The organism is Curtobacterium sp. UCD-KPL2560, from assembly GCF_001705035.1.
Taxonomy (GTDB): Bacteria; Actinomycetota; Actinomycetes; order Actinomycetales; family Microbacteriaceae; genus Curtobacterium.
Genome location: NZ_MCIG01000011.1, coordinates 23,437 through 46,979 on the forward strand (window position 1 = coordinate 23,437; position 23,543 = coordinate 46,979).

Consider the following 23,543-nt stretch of genomic DNA (forward strand, 5'->3'; position numbering starts at 1 on the left):
CGCTCCGGCAGGCCTCCGCACCACTCGGCACGGCTGGTAGGTTCGGTCGTGACGCAAGTGGTTCCACACGTTCAGCAGTTCTATCGAGGTGACGGCAATGGCTTTGACGCCGGAAGACGTAGTCAACAAGCGGTTCCAGCCGACGAAGTTCCGTGAGGGCTACGACCAGGACGAGGTCGACGACTTCCTGGACGAGGTCGTCGTCGAGCTCCGTCGTCTGACGGCCGAGAACGACGAGCTGCGCCAGCGCCTGCAGTCGGCCGAGTCCGCGCCGAAGCTGGCGAAGGACGAGCAGTCGGCACCGGCCTCCGCTCCGGAGCCCGAGCCCACCCCGGCCCCCGTCGCCGCAGCACCGGAGCCCGCTCCGGTCGCCGCCGCCGCGCCGGCCCCGTCGACGGTCCCCGCCGACGAGGACACCGAGGGCACCACGAACCTCCTCACGCTCGCTCGCCGTCTGCACGAGGAGCACGTCCGCGAGGGCGTCGAGAAGCGTGACGCGCTCATCGCCGAGGGCACCGCGCAGGCCGCCCGCCTGGTCTCCGAGGCCGAGGCGAAGCAGCGCCAGATCATCGCGGACACCGAGAACACCAACCGCCAGCGCGTGCAGGTGCTCGAGCAGGAGCAGCGCCAGCTCGAGGGCAAGATCGACGAGCTCCGCACGTTCGAGCGCGACTACCGTGCGCAGCTCAAGAGCTACATCCAGGGGCAGCTCGCCGAGCTCGACGGTTCGGGCTCCGAGCAGTCCGGCCTCACCCCCGCGCCGGCATCGGCGCAGGGCTTCGGCAACTGACGTTGGTCCGACCAGCACCATCGGCGAAGGTCAGTGCCCGCGCTATCGCGGCACTGGCCTTCGCCGCTGTCGTCGTGGTGGCGCTCGACCAGGGCGTGAAGGCCCTCGTCGTCGCGAACCTGCCGTACGGCCAGCCCGTCGCCGTCCTCGGGGACGCCCTGCAGTTCTTCTACGTGCGGAACCCCGGCGCCGCGTTCTCGTTCGCGGTCAACATGACGTGGGTGTTCTCGATCGTGTCGACGGCCGTGGTCGTGGCGATCATCGTCTTCGCGCGGCGCATCCGGTCGATGTGGTGGGCGCTCGTCCTGGGCATGCTGCTCGGCGGCGCGCTCGGCAACCTGCTCGACCGGCTCTTCCGTGAGCCCGGCTTCGGTCGCGGGCACGTGGTCGACTTCATCTCCACGCCGTGGATGATGCCGGCGATCTACAACATCGCGGACGCGTTCATCTGCGTCAGCATGGTCGTGTTCGTGCTGCTCGTCGTGTTCGGGGTCAACCTCGACGGGACGCGCACGCCGTCGGCGAAGCAGCAGCGCGCCGACGCCGCGGCCGCCGCCTCGTCGTCCGACGACGACGTCGAGCGCGTCGCGCACCGCGTCGCGGACGACGGGACCGCCGCCCGTGACGCAGCCGTCCCGACGACCGCGGCCGACGCTGCGGACGCGGGTCGCGCCTCCCGGCCGGCCGACCGCACCACGGACCCGCGCGGGCCGCACGACCTCCGCGACGCGCTCGGACACGACGCGACGTGAGCGTCGAGTCCCGGTCCCTGCCCGTGCCGGACGGGCTCGCGGGCGAGCGCGTCGACGCCGCCCTCGCGAAGCTGCTCGGCTTCAGCCGGTCGTTCGCGGCCGACGTCGTCGCCGCGGGCGGCGTCAGCGTCGACGGCGTGACGGTCGGCAAGTCCGATCGGCTGCACGCCGACTCCTGGCTCGAGGTGTCGTGGTCGCCCAAGGAGCCGCCGCGGATCGTCCCGGTCGAGGTGCCGGGCATGACGATCGTCCACGACGACGAGGACATCGTCGTCGTCGACAAGCCAGTCGGTGTCGCCGCGCACCCGTCGCCCGGGTGGGACGGCCCGACCGTCCCCGGCGGGCTCGCCGCCGCGGGATTCACGATCGCGACCTCCGGCGCCGCCGAGCGTGCGGGCATCGTGCACCGGCTCGACGTCGGGACGTCCGGGCTCATGGTCGTCGCGAAGACCGAGACCGCGTACACGCACCTGAAGCGGGCGTTCAAGGAGCGGACCGTCGAGAAGGTCTACCACGCGCTCGCGCAGGGGCACCCCGACCCGAGCTCCGGCACGATCGACGCGCCCATCGGACGGCACCCGTCGAGCGACTGGAAGTTCGCGGTCACCGCGGACGGCAAGCCGAGCGTGACGCACTACGAGACCCTCGAGGCGTTCCGTGCCGCGTCGCTGCTCGAGGTGCACCTGGAGACCGGGCGCACCCACCAGATCCGCGTGCACATGGCCGCCACCCGGCACCCGCTCGTCGGGGACACCACGTACGGCGCCGACCCGGTGCTCGCCGGGGAGCTCGGGCTGACGCGGCAGTGGCTCGACGCGGTCCGGCTCGGCTTCGCGCACCCGCGCACGGGGGAGTGGGTGTCGTTCGAGGCGTCCTACCCCGAGGACCTGCAGGTCGCGCTCGACCGGATCCGGGCCGCGTCCGCCTGACGGCGACCGCCGCCGGGCCACGCGCCGCCGGGCGGGCGGCGCGTGGCAGCGTGGCGGCGCCGCCCTGGCCGAGCGGGCCCGATCCGTCCCACTCGGTGCGTCCGCCCGACGGTCCGCACCCGCTCGGCGAACACCGCGCGGCGTGTCCCGCGCGTTCGTTCGGCGCCGAGCCAGTCCACGCCCGGACGGGAGGCGCGTTGCGGCGCCGCCACGCGCCTCCCGTCCGGCACCGGGTCGCGTCCACCGTCGGCCCCCGAGCGCGCACGTTCCGTCTCGATCGGCGCCATCAGGCGACGTGTACCGCCCGCTCCGCGGAACGCGCGCGGCATGTCCTGTCCGCTCGGCAGGGCCGGCCCGCCCGGCGAGCCGAGCGGCGAGGGCCGCTCGGCAGGGCCGGCCCGCTCCGCGAGCCGAGCGGGCCTTCTCCGTCACGGTGGGCGGCATCGAGCGACGCGAACCGCCCGATCGGCGCAACGCCCGTGGCGTGTCCTGCCCGCTCGCGGGGCGGGCAGCGCCGGACGCCGGTCGGCGCTCGCGTCGGACACGCGCGGGAACGTCTGCGGTCACGTCGGACACGCGCGGGAACGTCGCCGGTCGCGGTTAGGCTGTTCCCGCCCCGCAGCAGACCGTCGAACCGGAGGTACCGTGTCGGACACCGACTCCTTCGTCCACCTGCACGTGCACAGCGAGTACTCGATGCTCGACGGCGCCGCGCGACTCACCGACCTCGTCGCCGAGACCGCCGCGCAGGGGATGCCGGCGGTGGCCGTCACCGACCACGGCAACATGTTCGGCGCGTTCGAGTTCTGGAAGGCCGCGAAGGCCGGCGGCGTCAAGCCGATCATCGGGACCGAGGCGTACATCACGCCGCGCACGCACCGCACCGACAAGACGCGTGTGCGCTGGGGCGACGGCGGGGGCGACGACGTCTCGGGCTCGGGTGCGTACACGCACATGACGATGTTCGCCGAGAACACCGCGGGCATGCACAACCTGTTCCGGCTGTCGTCCCGCGCCTCGATCGAGGGCTACTACTTCAAGCCCCGCATGGACATCGAGCTCCTCGACCAGTACCACGACGGCATCATCGCGACGACGGGGTGCCCCTCGGGCGAGATCCAGACCCGACTCCGTCTCGGCCAGTACGACGAAGCGCTCAAGGCCGCCGCCGACTACCGAGACATCTTCGGCAAGGACAACTACTTCGCCGAGATCATGGACCACGGCCTCGAGATCGAGCGCCGCGTGATCGAGGACGTCGTCCGCATCTCGAAGGACCTCGGCATCCCGCTCATCGGGACGAACGACCTGCACTACACCCACGCGCACGACGCGAAGTCGCACGCGGCGCTGCTCTGCGTGCAGTCCGGGTCGACGCTGAACGACCCGAACCGCTTCAAGTTCGACGCCGACGAGTTCTACCTGAAGACCCCGCAGCAGATGCGCCACGTCTTCCGCGACCACCCCGAGGCCTGCGACAACACGCTCCTCATCGCCGAGCGGTGCGAGGTCGAGTTCGACACCGCGGCGAACTACATGCCGAAGTTCCCGGTGCCCGAGGGCGAGACCGAGCACTCGTGGTTCGAGAAGGAAGTCGCGAAGGGTCTGGAGTACCGGTACCCCGAGGGCATCTCGCGCGAGGTCCAGGAGCGCGCCGACTACGAGGTCGGGATCATCAACCAGATGGGCTTCCCGGGGTACTTCCTCGTCGTCGCCGACTTCATCAACTGGTCGAAGAACAACGGCATCCGCGTCGGACCGGGCCGTGGTTCCGGTGCCGGCTCGATGGTCGCGTACGCGATGCGCATCACCGACCTCGACCCGATCCGTCACGGCCTCATCTTCGAGCGATTCCTCAACCCGGACCGCGTCTCGATGCCCGACTTCGACGTCGACTTCGACGACCGGCGCCGTGGTGAGGCGATCAAGTACGTCACCGAGAAGTACGGGTCGGAGCGCGTCGCCCAGATCGTCACGTACGGCACCATCAAGGCGAAGCAGGCGCTCAAGGACTCCTCCCGCGTGCTCGGCTTCCCCTTCGGCATGGGCGAGAAGCTCACGAAGGCGATGCCGCCGCCCGTGATGGGCAAGGACATCCCGCTGACCGGGATCTTCGACAAGGACCACCCCCGCTACAAGGAAGCCGTCGACGTCCGCACGGTCGTCGAGACCGACCCCGAGGCGAAGACGGTGTTCGACACCGCGCTCGGGCTCGAGGGGCTGAAGCGCCAGTGGGGCGTCCACGCCGCCGGCGTCATCATGTCGAGCGAGCCGCTCATCGACATCATCCCCGTGATGAAGCGCGAGCAGGACGGCCAGATCGTCACGCAGTTCGACTACCCGGCCGCGGAGTCGCTCGGCCTGATCAAGATGGACTTCCTGGGGCTCCGGAACCTCACGATCATCAGCGACGCCCTCGACAACATCAAGAGCAACCGCGGCATCGACCTCGACCTCGAGACGATGGGGCTCGAGGACGAAGAGGCCTACGCGCTCCTGCAGCGCGGCGACACCCTCGGCGTGTTCCAGCTCGACGGCGGCCCGATGCGCGGTCTGCTCCGCCTGATGAAGCCGGACAACTTCGAGGACATCTCCGCGCTCATCGCCCTGTACCGTCCGGGGCCCATGGGCGCGAACTCGCACACGAACTACGCGCTCCGCAAGAACGGCGAGCAGCCGATCACGCCGATCCACCCGGAACTCGAGGAACCGCTCCAGGACATCATCGGCACGACCTACGGCCTGATCATCTACCAGGAGCAGGTCATGGCCATCGCGCAGAAGGTCGCGGGCTTCTCCCTCGGCCAGGCGGACATCCTCCGCCGCGCGATGGGCAAGAAGAAGAAGTCCGAGCTCGACAAGCAGTACGCGGGCTTCCAGAAGGGCATGCAGGACAACGGTTACTCGGCCGCTGCCATCAAGACGCTCTGGGACATCCTGCTGCCGTTCTCCGACTACGCGTTCAACAAGGCGCACTCGGCCGCGTACGGCGTCGTGTCGTTCTGGACCGCGTACCTCAAGGCCCACTACCCGGCCGAGTACATGGCGGCGCTGCTCACGAGCGTCGGTGACGCCCGCGACAAGCTCGCGCTGTACCTCAACGAGTGCCGACGCATGGGCATCAAGGTCATGCCCCCGGACGTCAACGAGTCGATCGGCTTCTTCGCGGCCGTCGGGGACGACATCCGCTTCGGCATGGGTGCGATCCGCAACGTCGGCTTCAACGTCGTCGACGACATCGTGCAGGCGCGCACCGAGAAGGGCGCGTTCGAGTCGTTCCACGACTTCCTGCGCAAGATCCCGATCTCGTCGGCGAACAAGCGGACCGTCGAGTCGCTCATCAAGGCCGGCGCGTTCGACGAGTTCGGCGACACCCGGCGCGCCCTGGTCGAGATCCACGAGGGCGCGGTCGAGGGCGCGGTCAAGGTCAAGCGCGACGAGGCCCACGGCAACGTCGGCTTCGACTTCGACTCCCTGTTCGCCGAGGTCGCCGAGGAGCAGCCGTCCTCGGCCCCGGTGTCGCAGGTCCCGGACCGTCCGGAGTGGTCCAAGCGCGACAAGCTGGCGTTCGAGCGCGACATGCTCGGCCTCTACGTGTCCGACCACCCGCTGGCCGGCCTCGAGATCGAGCTCGCGAAGCACCAGTCGATCACCATCGCCGACCTGCTCAGCGCCGACGACTCGATCGAGGGCGAGACCGTCACGGTGGCGGGCCTGCTCACGAGCGTGCAGCACCGGGTCGCGAAGTCGAGCGGCAACCCGTACGGCATCGTCCAGATCGAGGACTTCGGCGGCGAGATCGGGGTCATGTTCCTCGGCAAGACGTACCAGGAGTTCGGCTCGTCCCTCGTCGCCGACTCGATCGTCGTGCTGCGCGGCCGGGTGAACGTCCGCGACGACGGCAAGGCGCTGCACGCGGTGAGCATGTTCCAGCCGAACGTCGGCGACGCGATGGGCTCCGGCCCGCTGACGCTGTCGGTGCCGGAACGTCAGGCGACCACCGAGATCGTCACGGAGCTGGCCGCGGTGCTCGGTCGGCACAGCGGCGAGACCGAGGTGCGGCTCAAGCTCGTGAAGGACTCCGTCGCGCGCACGTTCGAGCTGCCGATGCCGGTGAACCTGACGCCCGACCTGTTCGGCGAGCTGAAGAGCCTGCTCGGCCCGCGCTGCCTGGTCTAGGCACGGCGTGACCGACCCCGGAGCGCCACGGCCGTCGGCCGCGGTGCTCCGGGCGTTCGGGGCCGGTGGCCGCACGCCGGTCCGCCTCGACGGTGGGCGCGGGGAGACGTGGCGCGCAGGTGACGTCGTCCTGCGTCCGCACGGTGACGTCCGGGAGGCGCGGTGGCGGTCCGACACGCTGGCCCGGCTCCCGCACACGGCTGCGTTCCGGACGCCCCGCCCGGTCGCGGCTGCGGTCGGCGGAGGCAGGTCCGTCGGCGCCGGGGCCGTCGCTGTCGGCCCCGCGGGTGTCGACCGCGCGGGTGTCGACCGCCGGGCCGTCGACCCGGGGCCCGTCGACCCGGGGCCCGTCGACCCGGGGCCCGTCGAACCCGGGTCGGGCGACGCGCGGTCGGCCGGTCCCTGGTTCGTCGACGGGTGGGAGGCGTGGGAGTGGCTCGACGGTGCGACGGACCCCGCGCGCGTCGAGGACGTCGTCCGCGCCGGGTCGGCGTTCGAGGCAGCCCTGGCGGGCCTCGGCCGGCCCGCGTTCCTCGACCTGGTCGACGACCCGTGGAGCCGCGCCGACCGCGTGGTGTGGGCCGCCGGGCCAGCACAGCCCGACACTCCGGGGGACCGCGCACCGCGCACCGACCCGCCGCCGCGCACCGACCCGCCGCCGCGCACCGACCGGCTGCTCCGCACCGATCCGCTGCTGCGCCGCCTGGCCGGATCGTTCCGGTCCGTCCGGACGCCCGAGCAGCCGGTGCACGGCGACCTGCTCGGCAACGTGCTGTTCGCGCAGGGGCAGCCGCCCGCGGTGTTCGACTGGGCGCCCTACTGGCGACCGGCGGGGTACGGTGCCGCGGTCGCCGCCGTGGACGCTGTCTGCTGGCACGGTGTCCCGCTCCGACGGCTCGGGCCGCTCGGGGAGCTCGCCGCCGCGCCCGAGTGGCCGCAGCTGCTCGTCCGTGCGCTCGCGTTCCGGGTCGTCACGCTGCACCTGCTCGGCGCCTGGGACGCCGGATCGACCGCCCGGCACGGGCCCGTCGTCGACGCGCTCCTGTCGGGTGCCGCCGGTACGCTGGACCCCTCATGATGCAGCGAATCGACCTCCGCGGCGGCCTGCCCGCCCGTGCCGAACTCCTCCGTCTCATGCCGCGCGCCGCCGGTGACGTCTCGTCCGCCGTGGCGTCCGCGCGCGAGCTCGTCGACGCGGTCCGACACCAGGGAGCCGACGCGCTGCGCGACCAGGCCGAGCGGTTCGACGGGGGAGCGCCCGAGCACGTGCGGGTGCCCGCCGCCGAGATCGCCGCGGCCGTCGCGGGGCTCACGCCGGAGCTCCGGGCCGCGCTCGACGAGGCCATTCGCCGCGTCCGTGCCGCGAGTGCCGCGCAGGTGCCCGCCGGATCGGTGACGACCCTCGCCGACGGCGCCGAGGTGCACCAGCGCTGGCAGCCGATGCGCCGCGTCGGGCTCTACGTCCCCGGCGGCAAGGCCGTCTACCCGTCGAGCGTCGTGATGAACGTCGTCCCGGCCCAGGTCGCCGGCGTCGGCTCCATCGCGCTCGTGTCGCCGCCCCAGCGCGACCACGGCGGCCGGGTCCACCCGACGATCCTCGCCGCGGCGGGGCTGCTCGGCATCGACGAGGTCTACGCCATGGGCGGTGCCGGCGCGGTCGGTGCCCTCGCGTACGGCGTCGCGTCGATCGGCCTCGAGCCGGTCGACCTCGTCACCGGTCCGGGCAACAACTACGTCGCCGCGGCCAAGCGCCTCGTGCGCGGCGTCGTCGGCATCGACTCCGAGGCCGGGGCGACCGAGATCCTCGTGATCGCCGACGACACCGCCGACCCGGGCTTCGTCGCCGCCGACCTGGTGAGCCAGGCCGAGCACGACGAGCAGGCCGGCAGCGTGCTCGTGACGACGTCCGAGGCGTTCGCCGACGCCGTGGAGGCGGCCATCCCGGAACGGGTGGCTGCGCTCGGGACGGCTGCGCGCCTCCAAACCGCCCTGGACGGACCGCAGTCGGCGGTCGTGCTCGTGGACTCGCTCGCCGACGCCGCGACCGTGAGCAACGCGTACGGGCCGGAGCACCTCGAGGTGCAGACCGCCGACGACGACGCGGTCCTCGCCGACATCGACGCGGCCGGTGCCGTCTTCGTCGGACCGAGCACGCCCGTGAGCCTCGGGGACTACCTGGCGGGGTCGAACCACGTCCTGCCGACAGGGGGTCAGGCGCGCTTCGGGTCCGGGTTGTCGGCGTCCACGTTCCTCCGCCCGCAGCAGGTGATCCGGTACTCGCCGACAGCGTTGGCAGAGGTCGCTCCGCACATCGTGGCGCTGGCGACCGAGGAGCAGCTCCCCGGTCACGCCGCCGCGGTGACGGAACGCACCGGCCGGGCCTGACGGCAGCCGGGAGCCGGTAGCCTGGGACGGCCATGTTCTGCCCCTTCTGCCGCCACCCGGACTCCCGCGTCGTCGACTCCCGCACCAGTGACGACGGGACCTCGATCCGTCGCCGTCGTCAGTGCCCGAACTGCGGACGGCGGTTCTCGACGACCGAGACCGCCTCGCTGAACGTCGTGAAGCGCAACGGCGTCACCGAGCCGTTCAGCCGCGACAAGATCGTCTCCGGTGTGCGCAAGGCGTGCCAGGGCCGGCCGGTGACCGACGGCGACCTCGCCGTGCTGGCCCAGCGTGTCGAGGAGACGGTCCGTTCCTCGGGGTCGAGCCAGATCGACGCGAACGACATCGGCCTGGCGATCCTGGCGCCGCTGCGCGAGCTCGACGAGGTGGCGTTCCTGCGCTTCGCGAGCGTGTACCAGGCGTTCGAGTCGCTCGAGGACTTCGAGGACGCCATCGGTCAGCTGCGGATCGACCACCGGGACGCTGCGCAGGCAGCCGGGACGGTCACGGCCGGGGCTGGCGCCTCGGGGTCGGGTACCGCCGGTTCGGGCTCCTCGGGGTCGGGCTCCTCCGGTTCTGGCTCTTCCGGTTCCGGCGCCTCGGGCTCGGGCGCATGAGCGGCGTCGCCGAGCGGCTCGTCCGCGCCGGGTACGCGGTCGTGTTCCGGTCGGTGTTCGCGAACATGGACCCGGAGCGGGCGCACCACATCGCCTTCGCCGTGATCCGCGCGCTCCCGAAGGTCCCGGTCCTCGGCGGCGCGGTCGAGCGGTACTCCCGCCCGGCCGCCGAGGACGGCGTCACGACCATGGGCATCCACTTCCCCTCGCGCTTCGGCCTGGCCGCCGGGTTCGACAAGGACGCGCGCGGCATCGCGGGGCTCGGGCTCCTCGGCTTCGGACACGTCGAGGTCGGGACGATCACCGCGAAGCCGCAGCCGGGCAACGAACGTCCGCGTCTGTTCCGCCTCATCGCCGACCGGGCACTGATCAACCGCATGGGCTTCAACAACCACGGTGCCGCCCGAGCCGCACGCCGCCTGGAACGTGCGCGCCGCAACCCGGGTCGCCCGGTGATCGGCGTCAACATCGGCAAGAGCCGGGTCGTCGCGGTCGAGGACGCCGTCGACGACTACCTCGAGTCCACGCGGCTGCTCGCGCCGTTCGCCGACTACCTGGCGGTCAACGTCAGCTCGCCGAACACGCCCGGACTCCGCGGGCTGCAGGAGCTGGACCAGCTGCGTCCGCTGCTGTCGGCCGTGCGGGACGCCGCCGGACGGACGCCCGTGCTCGTGAAGATCGCCCCGGACCTGACCGACGAGCAGATCGACGCGATCGCCGGGCTCGCGGTCGACCTCGGGCTGTCCGGGATCATCGCGAACAACACGACGATCGCGCGGACCGGACTGCGGACCCCGGCCGCCGAGGTCGAGGCGATGGGCGCAGGCGGACTCTCCGGTGCGCCGGTCGCGGAGCGGTCCCTCGAGGTCCTGCGCCGCGTCCGTGCTGCCGTGCCCGACGACTTCTGCGTCGTGGCCGTCGGGGGAGTGACCTCGGAGCAGGACGTCCAGGACCGCATCGACGCGGGTGCGACGCTCGTGCAGGGCTACACCGCGTTCCTCTACGAGGGGCCGACCTGGGCAACGCGGATCAACCGGCTGCGGCGGCGGCGTCTGCGGCGCGCAGCGCGCTGACCTCGTCGCGCGGGCGCTGACGTTCGTGCTGTCGCACCGGCGTTGACGCGGCGTCTGTTGCGTCGGTGGTCGACGCGGTGCCTGTTGCGCCGGCGGTTGATGCGGCGGTGTCGTGGCGGCGCACAACGGAAGGCACCTCGCGCCGCGGTTCGCCGTGGTGCGACGTGCTTTCCGTTGTGCGGGGGCAGGTCGTGCCTCGGCGACGCCGCGGTACCGCCGCGGCGGCGGCCGCCGGGCCGGCGGGACCGCGGGAAGGGAGGCGCGCCTCCCGCTGGCACTGTGCCTCCCGTCCTCCCGTCCTCCCGTCCTCCGCCCAACCATGAGTACGTCGCGCCACGCTTCGCCGTGGCGCGACGTGCTTCCGCTTGTGCGAGGGCACGTTGCGCCGCGCCTGGTCTGCGCTTGGCCGCCCGCGGTGCGCGGGCCGGACTGAGGAAGCGTCGGACGGAGGTGTAGCTCCCGCTGGCACCGTGCCTCCCGTCCTCCGCACCACCGCGGGCACGTCGCGCCGCGGTTCGCCGCGGTGCGACGTGCTTTCCCTTGTGCCGGGCAGGTCGCGCCCCTGTCTGGTCCGCGCTTGGCCGCCCGAGGTGCGCGGGCCGGACTGAGGAAGCGTCGGACGGGAGGCGCGGCTCCCGCTGGCACCGTGCCTCCCGTCCGGCGGGCGGGCGCCCCGGACGGCGCGCCCGGATGCTGACGCCGAGTGGGCTGTTCCTGTCGTTCCGGGCGCGCGAGCGTGACGGATCGTGCTCCCTCGGCGCTCCGCACGCGGCGCGTCCTGCCTGCTCGCGACTCCGCGCGAGGCCGGGCCCGCGCCCGCGCCCGCGCGAGGCACGCGCGCCGCCGCACGGGAACGACGAAGCGCCACCCGGCGAGCCGGGTGGCGCTTCGAGGGACTGGAGCGGGCCCTACAGCGTCGGGTACTGCCCGCGCCGGACCTGCGGCTTCGGCAGGCGCAGGAAGCGCAGCTGCCACGCCCGGGTCAGGATGTAGAGGAAGGTCCCGCGCTGCGTGCTCCCGAACTTCGCGGAGAGCTTCTTGCGGAGCGACAACCAGAGGATCACGCAGTCGAGCACGAACAGCGCGACGAACGCCCACACCATGAGCAGCGAGTACGAGGCCAGGGGAGTCTGCGCGGCGGCGAACCCGACGACCAGGAACAGGACGAGGACGGGCATCATGACCTCGCCCACGTTCCAGCGGGCGTCGATCCAGTCGCGCACGAACTTGCGCTGCTCGCCCTTGTCCTTGGCCGGGAGGTAGCGTTCCTCGCCGTTCGCCATGCCCACGCGGGCCTTCTCGCGCTCCGTGGTCAGACGGGCGCGGGCGGCCTTCTTGTCCTGCGGGCTGTTGCCCACGAGCGGGCGGCGGTTGGCGGCCTCGCGCTCGCGACGCGACGGCGTCGGACGACCCTTGCCCTGCTCGAGGAGTTCTTCCTCGGAGGGGTTCACGGTCGTGTTGGTCTTGGGGGCTGCCTTCGCCACGGTGCGTTCCTGACTGCGGTTGCGTGCTGGATCGTCCTCTAGATTACGGGACATGACCGACACCGACCAGCACAGCCCCGCGACCGACCCCGCGCTCCTCGACGCCCTGCGCGAACACGTGCAGGGCGCGCTGCCGACGACGATCGCGGACCTGTCCGCCCTGGTCCGGTTGCCGTCGGTGTCGTGGTCGGCCTTCGACCCGGCGAACGTGCAGGCCAGTGCCGAGGCCGTCGCCGACCTCGCCCGGTCGACCGGCGTCTTCGCCGACGATGCCGTGCGCATCGTCCGGTCCGCGGTCGAGGGCGACACCCCGGCCACCGACGCCCCGACCACCGACGCCCCGGCCGCCGGCACCGCGGTCAGCGACACCCCGTCCGGCGACGCCGCGGCCACGGACGCCGCGCCCTCCGACACCGCGGCCGCCGCCGGGGTCGAGCTCGGCCAGCCCGCCGTCCTCGCGGTCCGCCCGGCGCGCAACGGCAAGCCGACGGTGATGCTCTACGCCCACCACGACGTGCAGCCCCAGGGCGACGACGCGCTGTGGGAGACCCCGCCCTTCGAGCCGACGCTCCGCGGCGACCGGCTGTACGGCCGTGGCGCCTCGGACGACAAGGCGGGCGTGATGACGCACATCGCCTCGCTCCGGGCCCTGCACGCGCAGTTCGGCGACGACCTCGACCTCGGTGTCGTGCTCTTCGTCGAGGGCGAGGAGGAGTTCGGCTCCCGCTCGTTCCGCACGTTCCTGCGCGAGCAGAAGGAGCACCTCGCCGCCGACGTCATCGTCGTCGCGGACAGCGACAACTGGTCGGTCGACGTCCCGTCCATCACGGTGTCGCTCCGCGGCAACGTCACGTTCAAGGCGACGCTGACGACGCTCGAGCACGCCAGCCACAGCGGCATGTTCGGCGGCGCGGCCCCCGACGCGATGATCCCGATGGTCCGCCTGCTCGCGTCGCTCCACGACGACGACGGGTCGGTGGCCGTCGAGGGCCTCACCGCGTACGAGGCCGACGTGCCCGAGCGCTCCGAGGCCGAGCTCGCGACCGACGCCGCGCTGCTGCCCGGGGTCCGGCCGGTCGGCACCGGCCCGGTGCTGTCGCGCATGTGGTTCCAGCCGTCGCTGACGGTGACCGGCATGGACGTCCCGAGCGTCGCGAACGCCTCGAACACGCTGCTGCCCTCGGTCGCGGCCCGCATCTCGGTGCGCGTCGCGCCCGGGCAGTCGGCCACCGATGCGTACGCCGCCGTCGAGCGGCACCTGCGTGCGAACGTGCCGTTCGGTGCGCAGCTCGAGATCACCGAGGTCGACACCGGCGACGGTTTCCTGGTCGACACCGCCGGCTGGGCCGTCCAGGAGGCGCGCACCGCCATGCACGAGGGCTGGGGCGCCCCCGCGGTCGAGCAGGGCATCGGCGGGTCCATCCCCTTCGTCTCCGACCTGGCCGCCGAGTTCCCCGAGGCGCAGATCCTCGTCACGGGCGTCGAGGACCCCGACACCCGCGCACACAGCCCGAACGAGTCGCAGCACCTCGGCGTGCTGCACCGCGCGATCGCCGCCGAGGCGATCCTGCTCGCGCGGCTCGCGACGCGCGCCTGACGGCGCGATCCGGACGGGAGGCGCGGTGCCGGTCGGCATCGCGCCTCCCGTCGCGTCGACGGTCCCCTGGGGCGAGCGCGGTCGCCTGCTGTGAGCGCGGTCGCCCACAGCGCGCGCGGTCACCCGTGGAGCGCGGTCTCCTGTGGAGCACCACCCACTCCGTCGGCGGCAGTGCTTACAATCAACGACAGGCGCGGTGATCGACACCGCCCGGAGGGAGACGCGCGGATGAGCGACACCATCACCGACAACGCACCGTCGACGGACGCCCGTACCCACGGCGTCGCACTGAGCGACACCGCGGCGGCGAAGGTGGCGAGCCTGCTCGAGCAGGAGGGCCGCGACGACCTGCGCCTGCGCCTGGCGGTCCAGCCCGGCGGATGCTCCGGGCTCATCTACCAGCTCTACTTCGACGAGCGTCTGATGGACGGCGACGCCACGGCCGAGTTCGGCAGCGGCGTCGAGGTCGTCGTCGACAAGATGAGCGTCCCGTACCTGGACGGCGCGACGATCGACTTCGAGGACACGATCCAGAAGCAGGGCTTCACGATCGACAACCCGAACGCGCAGGGCAGCTGCGCCTGCGGCGACAGCTTCCACTAGGAGCGAGCGCTCCGCCACGGGGGAGCGCACGGCGTCCGTTGCACGGACCCGACCGACACGCGAGCGGGGAGCGGCCGATCTGGCCGCTCCCCGCTCGTCGTCCGTCCGACTCCTCGTCGTCGGCGGACCCGCACGACCGGGGGAAAGGCTCGTCCTCCGCCCCGCTCGAGGGCGGGAACCGACGCGTGGACCGACCCGAACCGGGGGTCGTGTGCGCGAGTGTCGGTGAGCTGCGAGTAAGCTAGGAGTGTTCCAACCAAGCTGGGAGCCAGCAATGTGCGGCCTTCGTGCCGCCGGCTCCCTGCCACGTCTTCCGAGAGGTAACAGTGCGTTCGAATCGCCGTATACGTTGGGCGGCCGTCCCGGTGGCCGTCGGTCTGGTCATCGCACTGGCTGGCTGCACGCAGCAGCAGATGAACGGATGGCTCCCCGGCACGGAGCAGACGAAGGACGTCACGAACCACACGAGCCGCATCGTCGGCCTGTGGACCACCAGCTGGATCGTCCTCCTCGCGGTGGGTCTCATCGTCTGGGGCCTCATCATCTGGGCCGCGATCGTCTACCGCCGCCGCAAGGGCCAGACCGGCCTCCCGGTGCAGATGCGGTACAACATGCCGCTCGAGATCTTCTACACGATCGTGCCGCTCATCCTGGTGCTGGGCTTCTTCGCCTTCACCGCCAAGGACCAGTCGGCCATCGAGAAGCCCTTCGAGAACCCCGACGCCACCGTGCACGTGTACGGCAAGCGCTGGGCTTGGGACTTCAACTACATCGACCAGTCCAACCCCGAGGACAGCGTCTACTACCAGGGCATCCAGGCGCAGGAAGAAGAGAACGGCAAGGGTGCGATCGACGAGTCGCAGCTGCCGACGCTGTACCTGCCGGTCGACAAGAAGGTCAAGATCGAGCTGTCGTCCCGCGACGTCGACCACTCCTTCTGGGTCATCGACTTCCTCTACAAGAAGGACATGCTCCCGGGCAAGACGAACTACGAGTACTTCGTCCCGCAGAAGATCGGCACGTACCAGGGCAAGTGCGCCGAGCTCTGCGGTGAGTACCACTCGCTGATGCTCTTCCAGGTCAAGGTCGTGTCGGACTCCGACTACAAGGCCTACCTCGAGACGCTGCGCGACCAGGGCAAGGTCGGTCTGCTCGGCAACGAGTACGACACCAACACGAACGAACCGAACAACCAGGCGCCGGCAGAGGCGTCCAGCGCGAAGAAGTAGGGGCTCGTCAGATGACAACGTCACTCGTCGGCCAGCCGACCAGGCCCTCGACGCCGGACTTCCAGGCGTCGAAGGTCGGTCGGAAGGGCAACATCATCGTCCGGTGGATCACCTCCACCGACCACAAGACCATCGGGTACATGTACCTGATCGCCTCGTTCGTCTTCTTCCTGCTCGCAGGTGTGATGGCGCTCGTGATCCGCGCACAGCTCTTCGAGCCCGGCCTGCAGGTCGTCGCCACGAAGGAGCAGTACAACCAGCTGTTCACCATGCACGGCACGATCATGCTGCTGATGTTCGCGACGCCGCTGTTCTCGGGCTTCGCGAACGCGATCATGCCGCTGCAGATCGGTGCTCCGGACGTCGCGTTCCCGCGTCTGAACGGGTTCGCCTTCTGGCTCTACCTGTTCGGCTCGCTGATCGCCGTCGGTGGCTTCCTCACCCCGCAGGGTGCCGCGTCCTTCGGCTGGTTCGCCTACGCGCCACTGAGTGACACGACGTTCACGCCGGGTCTCGGTGGGACGCTCTGGGTCTTCGGCCTGGGCATGACCGGCTTCTCGACGATCCTCGGCGCGGTGAACTTCATCACGACGATCATCACGATGCGTGCCCCCGGCATGACGATGTTCCGCATGTCGATCTTCACGTGGAACACCCTCGTGACGTCGCTGCTCGTGCTGATGGCCTTCCCGGTCCTCGCCGCGGCGCTGTTCGGCCTCGGCCTCGACCGCGTGTTCGACGCGCAGATCTACAACCCGGCCAACGGCGGTGCCCTGCTCTGGCAGCACCTGTTCTGGTTCTTCGGGCACCCCGAGGTCTACATCATCGCGCTGCCGTTCTTCGGCATCGTCTCCGAGGTCTTCCCGGTCTTCAGCCGCAAGCCGATCTTCGGGTACAAGACCCTCGTCTACGCGACCATCTCCATCGCGGCCCTCTCGGTCACGGTGTGGGCGCACCACATGTACGTCACCGGTGGCGTCCTGCTCCCGTGGTTCTCGCTCATGACGATGCTCATCGCGGTCCCGACCGGCGTGAAGATCTTCAACTGGGTCGGCACCATGTGGCGCGGTTCGGTCACGTTCGAGACGCCGCTGCTCTGGGCCCTCGGCTTCCTCATCACCTTCACGTTCGGTGGTCTCACCGGTGTGATCCTGGCGTCGCCGCCGCTCGACTTCCACGTGTCCGACTCGTACTTCGTCGTCGCGCACTTCCACTACGTGGTCTTCGGCACCGTCGTGTTCGCGATGTTCTCCGGGTTCTACTTCTGGTGGCCGAAGTGGACCGGCAAGATGCTCAACGAGCGTCTCGGCAAGATCCACTTCTGGCTGCTGTTCATCGGCTTCCACACGACGTTCCTCATCCAGCACTGGCTGGGCGTCATCGGCATGCCGCGTCGCTACGCGACCTACCTGCCGAACGACGGCTTCACCTGGATGAACCAGCTGTCGACGATCGGCTCGATGATCCTCGCGATCTCGTTCCTGCCGTTCATCTTCAACGTCTACGTGACCGCTCGGAACGCTCCGAAGGTCGCGGTGAACGACCCCTGGGGCTACGGCCGCTCGCTCGAGTGGGCGACCAGCTGCCCGCCGCCCCGCCACAACTTCACGTCGATCCCGCGGATCCGTTCCGAATCCCCGGCCTTCGACCTGAACCACCCGGAAGCGGGTGTGCCGATCGGTGTGGGTCCTGCGAAGGACGCACCGGACGCTCCGACCTACGACGCCGCGAAGGGCGAGGTGAAGTAAGCCGATGCGCGCCAACACCAACCTGTTCTGGATCCTCTTCGGGTTCTTCATCCTCGCGGACGCCGCGTACACGATCTGGGCACTGATCTACTACGGTCGCCCGGAGTGGGTCGGCACGGTCGCGATCGGCCTCACCGGGATCATGTCCGCGTTCATCGCGTTCTACCTCGGCAAGGTCATGTCCTCGCAGGGCGGCGTGCTGCCCGAGGACCGTCCGGACGCCAACATCGAGGACGGCGACGCCGAGCTCGGGCACTTCAGCCCGTGGTCGTGGTGGCCGATCCTGCTCGCCGGTTCCACTGCCCTGTGCTTCCTCGGTCTCGCGGCCGGTCTGTGGATCGTCCCGATCGGGCTCGCCATGGTCACCGTGACCCTCGTGGGCTGGGTCTACGAGTACTACCGCGGCAACTTCGGACACTGATCTCCACGCTGCAGCGCACCTGACACCCTCGGGCGGCACCTCATCCGGTGCCGCCCGACGTGTGTCCGGAGCAGGTCGAGCACCCCTCATCGTCCCGGCACCCGTACCCCACCCCGACCGAACACTCGGTCCGGACCGGGTATCCCGGGAATCAACCGGCCCGCACGCGGCTTGAGCCCGAGCGGACCCTCCCACCAGCGAAAGGAGTCACCTCCGGTGACCGACAAGCGCACCCTCATCATCTTCGGCGCGACGGGCGACCTCGCCTCCCGCCTGCTGCTGCCGGGCCTCGGCACGTTCCTGCAGAGCGGTCGAGCGGTTCCCGTCCAGCTGATCGGCACCGGCCGCAGCGCCCGCAGCGAGGAGCAGTGGAAGGACGTCGTCACGAAGTCCTTCGCCTCGCAGGACGTGCACGGCGCCGAGGTCGACGCGACCCTCGAGTCGACCCGCTTCATCCAGGGCGACCCCACCGACCCCGAGCACCTCAAGGCGCTCCTCGACGCCGCGGAGTCGGAGCCGATCCTCTACTTCGCGCTCCCGCCGCAGATCGCGTCCGACATCTGCGAGGCCCTGCAGCAGGTGGAGCTCCCCGAGGGCACCACCCTCGCGTTCGAGAAGCCGTTCGGCACCGACGTCGCCAGCGCCCGGGCCCTCAACGAGACGGTCCTCAAGCTCGTCCCCGAGGAGCGCGTGCACCGCACCGACCACTTCCTCGGTCGCACGACGGTCCTCAACATCATCGGTCTGCGTTTCGCGAACCGACTGTTCGAGCCGATCTGGAACGCGGACAACATCGAGAAGGTCGACGTCTTCTACGACGAGACCCTCGGCCTCGAGAACCGCGCGCAGTACTACGACGAGGCCGGTGCGATGGTCGACATGATCCAGTCGCACCTGCTGCAGATCCTCGGGCTCGTGACGATGGACGCCCCCGCGGCCATCGACTCGGTCGAGTTCCGCTCCTCGCTCGCCCGCGTGCTGCGCTCGACGCGCCTCAAGGGTGACGACGCGACGATCGCGTCCCGTCGTGCCGTCTACACGGCCGGCACGATCGACGGCAAGGAACTGCCGTCGTACCAGGACGAGGACGGCGTCGACAAGTCGCGCGAGACCGAGACCCTGGCCGAGATCGAGGTCGAGGTGGACACCGCGCGCTGGAAGGGCGTGCCGTTCACCCTCCGTTCCGGCAAGGCGCTCGGCGCCAGCCGCAAGGAGGTCCTCATCACCTTCAAGCCGGTGCCGCGTCTGCCCTCGGGCCTGTCCGGTCGCCCGAAGGCCGACACGCTCCGCATCGTCCTCAACCCGGACGAGATCGAGCTGTCGGTGTCGGCCAACGGCGGCGGCAACCCGTTCGAGATGGGCCAGGTCACCCTGTCGTCCTCGTTCGACGACGGTGAGCTGACGCCCTACGGCGAGGTCCTCAACGGCATCTTCCACGACGACCCGCTGCTCTCGATCCGCGGCGACGTGGCCGAGCGCTGCTGGGAGATCGTCGAGCCCGTCGTCGCCGCCTGGAAGGCCGGCGACGTCCCGCTCGAGGAGTACCGCGCCGGTTCGCGCGGTCCGGCCGAGTGGGTCTCGTCGTCCTGACGGACGTCACCCCCTGACGGACGGGAGGCGCGGTGCCGGCTGGCACCGCGCCTCCCGTCCGTCACGGGGTCAGGACGGTGAGCCGGCGCGCGTCCCCTCGCCGGTCCAGGACCGCGTGCCGCCGTCGTGGACGGCGAGGCGCGTGCGGTGGCCTGAGGCCTCGCCGCGTGCGCGGGCGATCGCGTCGGCCGCGGACACGAGGGTCAGGTGCGACAGCACCTGCGGGGTGTTGCCGATCTGGTGTCCGGTGGCGACGTCGACCTCCTCGGACAGCATGCCGACGTCGTTCGCGTAGCCGACGAGCACGTCCATGAGGCGTTCGGCGTCGTCGACGCGACCCGATGCGGCGTACTGCTCCACGAGCCAGAACGAGCACGCCAGGAAGGGGTGCTCGCTGCCGGACAGCCCGTCGAAGCCGGCGCTCGTGCGGTAGCGCAGCACGAGTCCGTCGTCGCCGACGCGGAGGTTCTGTTCGATAGCCGCCACGGTGCCGGTCATGCGCGGGTCGTCGGCCCGGCAGTACCCGACCTGCGGGAGGACGAGCAGGCTCGCGTCGACCTCGTCGGTGTCGTAGTGCTGGCGGTAGGCGCCGCGCTCCGCGTTCCAGCCGTGCTCCTCGATCTCGGCGCGGACCTGGTCGCGCAGGGTGCGCCAGCGGTCGACGGGGCCCTCGAGCCCGAACTCCTCGACGGCGGCGACGCCCCGGTCGAACGCGGCCCAGATCATCGCGCGCGAGTGGGTGAAGTGCCGGCGGGGTCCGCGCATCTCCCAGATGCCGTTGTCCGGTTCCTGCCAGTGGTCCTCGACGTAGCCGAGCAGCGCGCGCTGGAGGGCCCAGGAGTCGGCGTTCTCCTCGACGCCGAGCTCGCGGGCGTCGTGGAGCGCTGCGAGCACCTCGCCGAAGACGTCCCCCTGGTACTGCGTCGACGCGCCGTTGCCGACCCGGACCGGCGTGGAGCCGAGGTAGCCGGGCAGCTCGTCGAGCGTCCGCTCCGGCAGTTCGCGCTCCCCGGCCACCCCGTACATGATCTGCACGTCGGCGGGGTCGCCGGCGATCGCGCGGAGCAGCCAGCCGCGCCAGTGCGTCGCTTCGTCGCGGTAGCCGTGCGCGATGAGGGACGCGAGAGCGAGCGAGGCGTCGCGGAGCCAGACGTAGCGGTAGTCCCAGTTGCGTTCGCCGCCGGGGTCCTCCGGCAGGCTCGTGGTCGCCGCGGCGACGACCCCGCCCGTCTCGCCGTGGGTCATCGCGCGCAGCAGGAGGAGCGACCGGCGCGACGCCTCCGCGTACGGGCCCTCGGTGTGCGCGGTCGCCGACCAGTCCCGCCACCACCGGGTGGTGTGCGCGAGGGCCGCGTCCACGTCGAGCGGCTCCGGCGGCTCGCGGTGCGACGGGTACCAGGTGAGCACGGTGTCGACGACGTCCCCGTCGTGGACGGTCGTCGTCGCGGTGTGGCGGTGGTCCTCCGCGTGGAAGCGCACGCCGCGGACGACGACCGATCCCGGACCGGCGGTGGCGAGCAGCGACGGGTCGTCGTCGTCGCCGATCTGCCGGACCCAGGGGAGCGCACGGGCGTAGTCGAACCGGATGCGCAGGGTCTGCTGGACCTCGACGGACCCCTGCAGGCCCCGGACCCGTCGGACGATCGCCGCCCGGTGCGCGCCGACCGGCATGAAGTCGGTGACCTCGACGACGCCGGTGTCGGTCGTCCACACCGTCGACAGGACGAGCGTGTCCGGCAGGTGCCGTCGGACGGCGGTGGCGCCGGGGGCGGCCGGGCGGAGCGTCCAGTGGCCGTGGTCCTCGTCGCCGAGGAGCGACGCGAAGGTCGACGGGCTGTCGAACCGCGGCAGGCACGCCCAGTCGATCGTGCCGTCGCGGCCGACCAGCGCGGCCGTGCCCGTGTCGCCGATCAGGGCGTGGTCCTCGATGCGGTTCGGCGGCGGCGTCGCGTGGCTCATGGTGGCGATCCAACCACCGGTGGCCGTGGACGACGGTCGGGGGACTGAGGGTGTGCTCAGCGCCGTGGGAGCGGTTCGGAGCGGGGACGGGCCAGGGCCGGGCGGCCCGGCTCCGGAGCCGCGCGGCGGCTCGGCACGGTGTGGCTCGGAGCGGTCCCGCTCGGAGCCGTGCTGGTCAGAGCGGTGCGGAGGAGTCCGCCTCGGTGATGCCGACGCGGGAGAGCTCCGACCAGAGGCCGGCGCCGTCGGGGGCGTACACCCACGGCGACGAGGAGTCACGCGTGCGCTCCTGGCCCCGCGACCGACCACCGGCGAGGACGGCCTCGCTGGTGGAGAGCTGCCGGATCGCGACCCCGGCGACGTTCTCCGGGTGCTCCCGCGCGAACTCGCCGTACAGGGCCTCGTCGTGCTGCCCGTCGTCGCCGACGAGCAGCCACTGCACGTCGGGGAAGTCCGCCGCGAGGCGCCGCAGGTTCTCCTGCTTGTGCAGCTGGCCGCTCCGGAAGAACCGGTCGTGGGTGGGGCCCCAGTCGGTCAGCAGCAGGGTGCCGGTCGGGTACATGTTGCGCGTCAGGAAGCGCTGGAGGGTCGGTGCGACGTTCCACGCCCCCGTGGACAGGTAGACCGTCGGGGCGCCCGGGTGCTGGGCGAGCACGCGCTCGTACAGCACGGACATGCCCGGGACGGGGCGGCGGGCGTGCTCGGTGAGGACGAAGGAGTTCCACGCCGCCAGCATCGGGCGGGGGAGCGAGGTCACCATCACGGTGTCGTCGATGTCGGACAGCAGCCCGAAGCGGGTGTCCGGGTCGACGATGAAGACGTCCGCCTCGACGTCACGCATCCCACCGGCCGAAAGGCGCACGGTCTGCCACCCCGGTTCGAGGGTGATCGGCACCTTGACGTCCACGACACCGCCGCGGTCGGACTGCACCACGTGGGTCGTCCCGCCCGCGGTGACCGTGACCTCGGCGTCGTCGACCGCGACGCTCGTGAAGCTCTTCCACCCGCGCACGCCGTAGAACGAGGCGTCGGAGGCCAGGCCGCGGCGGGTGAGCAGCACGCGGCAGAGCACCCGGATCCACCCCGGAGCGCCGTAGCCGGTGTACGGCACGACGGTCGGGACGAGGCCCCGGCGTCGCGCGCGGTGCTCCCGGAACTCCTGGACGGCATCCTCGATGCGGGCCGCACGGTGCAGGATCGGCTCGGCCAGCGACAGCTCGTGGGGCTTCGGGTCGGGCATCTGCCCACTATCCCACGCCGGGCCGTGCGGCGTCGGACCACGCTCGGGAGGGCCGCGCGACCCGGCTCTCCTGTGGTGAGTCGCAGCGACGTTCCAGCCGTGCTCTGCGAGCATTGCCCCGTCACGCAAGACGACAGCGTCCGGAAGGACGCCCACCTGATCGCGCCCACGTGGTGCAAGAGGAGAACACGTGCTCGTCACCGAGGTATCGAACGCACTGCCGGGGGGATCATCACTGCTCAGGAACGAGCCGGTCCAAGCCCGCAGTTCGGCGCGCCTCGCGGGCCTCCTCGACGCTGCTGCGGCGGTGATCGACGAGATCGGCTTCGAGCGCCTGACCACCGCGATGGTCGCCGAACGTGCCGGTGCGTCCATCGGCACGGTCTACCGCTACTTCCCGGACCGCATCGCCGTGGTCGAGGCGCTCGCGATCCGCAGCACGCAGCGGCTGGCCGAACGCTTCCTGACGGCGCTCGACGAGAGCGACGCCGAGACCTGGCAGGACGCCTGCGACGCGCTGATCGACGCCACCGTCGCGATGTACCGCACCGAGCCGGGCTTCCGCGCGATCCGCTTCGGCGACGCCGCGGACACCGGCACCGGAGACCCCGAGGACCGCATGGGCGCGCTGGGGGCGGCCGTCGCACAGGTCCTGCACGACCGGTTCGGCTTCCCGACCGGTGAACGGGTCGAGCGCACCTGGGTCGTGCTCGCCGAGTCCGCGCACGCCGTCATCGCCCGTGCGACCGCGGACCGCAGCAATCCCGACACCGCCCTCATCGACGAGTACCGCACGATGAGCCGCGCACACCTCGAAGCGGTGGTCGCCGCCGCCTGACGGCCACGACCCGCCCGGGTCGACGACGGAGTGCGGGCATCGTCGCGTCCGCGGCCGTCCGCGGCCGTCCGCGGCTGTCCGCGGCTGTCCGCGGCCGTCCGCGGCCGTC

18 protein-coding genes are annotated in these 23,543 nt (G+C 71.3%); 15 read left to right on the top strand and 3 right to left on the bottom strand.

The features are described 5' to 3' along the window. Positions 1–97 precede the first annotated feature (97 nt). The 8 genes from BEP24_RS04910 (at position 98) to BEP24_RS04945 (ending at position 10,725) form a co-directional block, all read left to right on the top strand. Positions 98–790 (top strand): DivIVA domain-containing protein, encoded by a 693-nt coding sequence (locus BEP24_RS04910; protein ID WP_065960870.1) that lies wholly within the window; start codon positions 98–100, stop codon positions 788–790. 2 nt (positions 791–792) lie between these two features. Beyond that, positions 793–1,542: a signal peptidase II gene (gene lspA / locus BEP24_RS04915; protein ID WP_253181574.1), complete on the top strand. Its 750-nt coding sequence runs from the start codon at positions 793–795 to the stop codon at positions 1,540–1,542. After that, positions 1,539–2,471, top strand: a complete 933-nt coding sequence (locus BEP24_RS04920) for an RluA family pseudouridine synthase (RefSeq protein WP_065960878.1) — start codon at positions 1,539–1,541, stop codon at positions 2,469–2,471. The genes lspA and BEP24_RS04920 overlap by 4 nt, the downstream gene beginning before the upstream one ends. Before the next feature lie 645 nt (positions 2,472–3,116). Then, positions 3,117–6,650 (top strand): DNA polymerase III subunit alpha, encoded by a 3,534-nt coding sequence (dnaE, locus tag BEP24_RS04925; protein WP_083230087.1) that lies wholly within the window; start codon positions 3,117–3,119, stop codon positions 6,648–6,650. A gap of 7 nt (positions 6,651–6,657) precedes the next feature. Beyond that, on the top strand, positions 6,658–7,728 hold the full coding sequence (locus BEP24_RS16415; protein ID WP_141693353.1) for a hypothetical protein: 1,071 nt from the start codon (positions 6,658–6,660) through the stop codon (positions 7,726–7,728). Continuing rightward, positions 7,725–9,035, top strand: a complete 1,311-nt coding sequence (gene hisD / locus BEP24_RS04935; protein ID WP_065960880.1) for a histidinol dehydrogenase — start codon at positions 7,725–7,727, stop codon at positions 9,033–9,035. The genes BEP24_RS16415 and hisD overlap by 4 nt, the downstream gene beginning before the upstream one ends. Positions 9,036–9,067: 32 nt before the next feature. Beyond that, complete coding sequence (gene nrdR / locus BEP24_RS04940) at positions 9,068–9,652, top strand: transcriptional regulator NrdR (RefSeq protein WP_083230089.1); 585 nt, start codon at positions 9,068–9,070, stop codon at positions 9,650–9,652. Further along, on the top strand, positions 9,649–10,725 hold the full coding sequence (locus BEP24_RS04945) for a quinone-dependent dihydroorotate dehydrogenase (protein WP_065960885.1): 1,077 nt from the start codon (positions 9,649–9,651) through the stop codon (positions 10,723–10,725). Before nrdR ends, BEP24_RS04945 begins: the two co-directional genes overlap by 4 nt. A gap of 908 nt (positions 10,726–11,633) precedes the next feature. On the opposite strand, the gene BEP24_RS04950 is transcribed toward BEP24_RS04945, so the two are convergent. Beyond that, positions 11,634–12,209, bottom strand: coding sequence for a DUF3043 domain-containing protein (locus tag BEP24_RS04950; protein ID WP_065960894.1), 576 nt, complete (start codon positions 12,207–12,209; stop codon positions 11,634–11,636). 52 nt (positions 12,210–12,261) lie between these two features. On the opposite strand from BEP24_RS04950, the gene BEP24_RS04955 reads away from it, so the two are divergent. The 6 genes from BEP24_RS04955 to BEP24_RS04980 all read left to right on the top strand — a co-directional run bounded on the left by BEP24_RS04955 (position 12,262) and on the right by BEP24_RS04980 (position 19,397). Next, positions 12,262–13,806, top strand: a complete 1,545-nt coding sequence (locus tag BEP24_RS04955; protein ID WP_141693355.1) for a dipeptidase — start codon at positions 12,262–12,264, stop codon at positions 13,804–13,806. Between the two features lie 228 nt (positions 13,807–14,034). Beyond that, positions 14,035–14,409: an iron-sulfur cluster assembly accessory protein gene (locus BEP24_RS04960; protein WP_065960895.1), complete on the top strand. Its 375-nt coding sequence runs from the start codon at positions 14,035–14,037 to the stop codon at positions 14,407–14,409. A 326-nt stretch (positions 14,410–14,735) separates the two neighbouring features. Next, positions 14,736–15,638: a cytochrome c oxidase subunit II gene (gene coxB / locus BEP24_RS04965; RefSeq protein WP_065960903.1), complete on the top strand. Its 903-nt coding sequence runs from the start codon at positions 14,736–14,738 to the stop codon at positions 15,636–15,638. Between the two features lie 11 nt (positions 15,639–15,649). Continuing rightward, positions 15,650–17,386, top strand: a complete 1,737-nt coding sequence (gene ctaD, locus BEP24_RS04970) for a cytochrome c oxidase subunit I (RefSeq protein ID WP_065960904.1) — start codon at positions 15,650–15,652, stop codon at positions 17,384–17,386. Positions 17,387–17,390: 4 nt separating this feature from the next. Then, positions 17,391–17,807, top strand: coding sequence for a cytochrome c oxidase subunit 4 (locus BEP24_RS04975; RefSeq protein WP_065960907.1), 417 nt, complete (start codon positions 17,391–17,393; stop codon positions 17,805–17,807). Between the two features lie 216 nt (positions 17,808–18,023). After that, positions 18,024–19,397, top strand: coding sequence for a glucose-6-phosphate dehydrogenase (locus BEP24_RS04980; RefSeq protein ID WP_065960909.1), 1,374 nt, complete (start codon positions 18,024–18,026; stop codon positions 19,395–19,397). 69 nt (positions 19,398–19,466) lie between these two features. Here BEP24_RS04980 and BEP24_RS04985 read toward each other — a convergent pair whose 3' ends face one another. After that, positions 19,467–21,356: a glycoside hydrolase family 15 protein gene (locus tag BEP24_RS04985; RefSeq protein WP_083230090.1), complete on the bottom strand. Its 1,890-nt coding sequence runs from the start codon at positions 21,354–21,356 to the stop codon at positions 19,467–19,469. Positions 21,357–21,531: 175 nt separating this feature from the next. Next, complete coding sequence (locus BEP24_RS04990; protein ID WP_065960911.1) at positions 21,532–22,596, bottom strand: phosphatase domain-containing protein; 1,065 nt, start codon at positions 22,594–22,596, stop codon at positions 21,532–21,534. Between the two features lie 190 nt (positions 22,597–22,786). On the opposite strand from BEP24_RS04990, the gene BEP24_RS04995 reads away from it, so the two are divergent. Next, a complete protein-coding gene (locus BEP24_RS04995) occupies positions 22,787–23,434 on the top strand; it encodes a TetR/AcrR family transcriptional regulator (RefSeq protein ID WP_065960913.1) in 648 nt (215 codons plus the stop codon). The last annotated feature ends 109 nt before the right edge of the window (positions 23,435–23,543 follow it).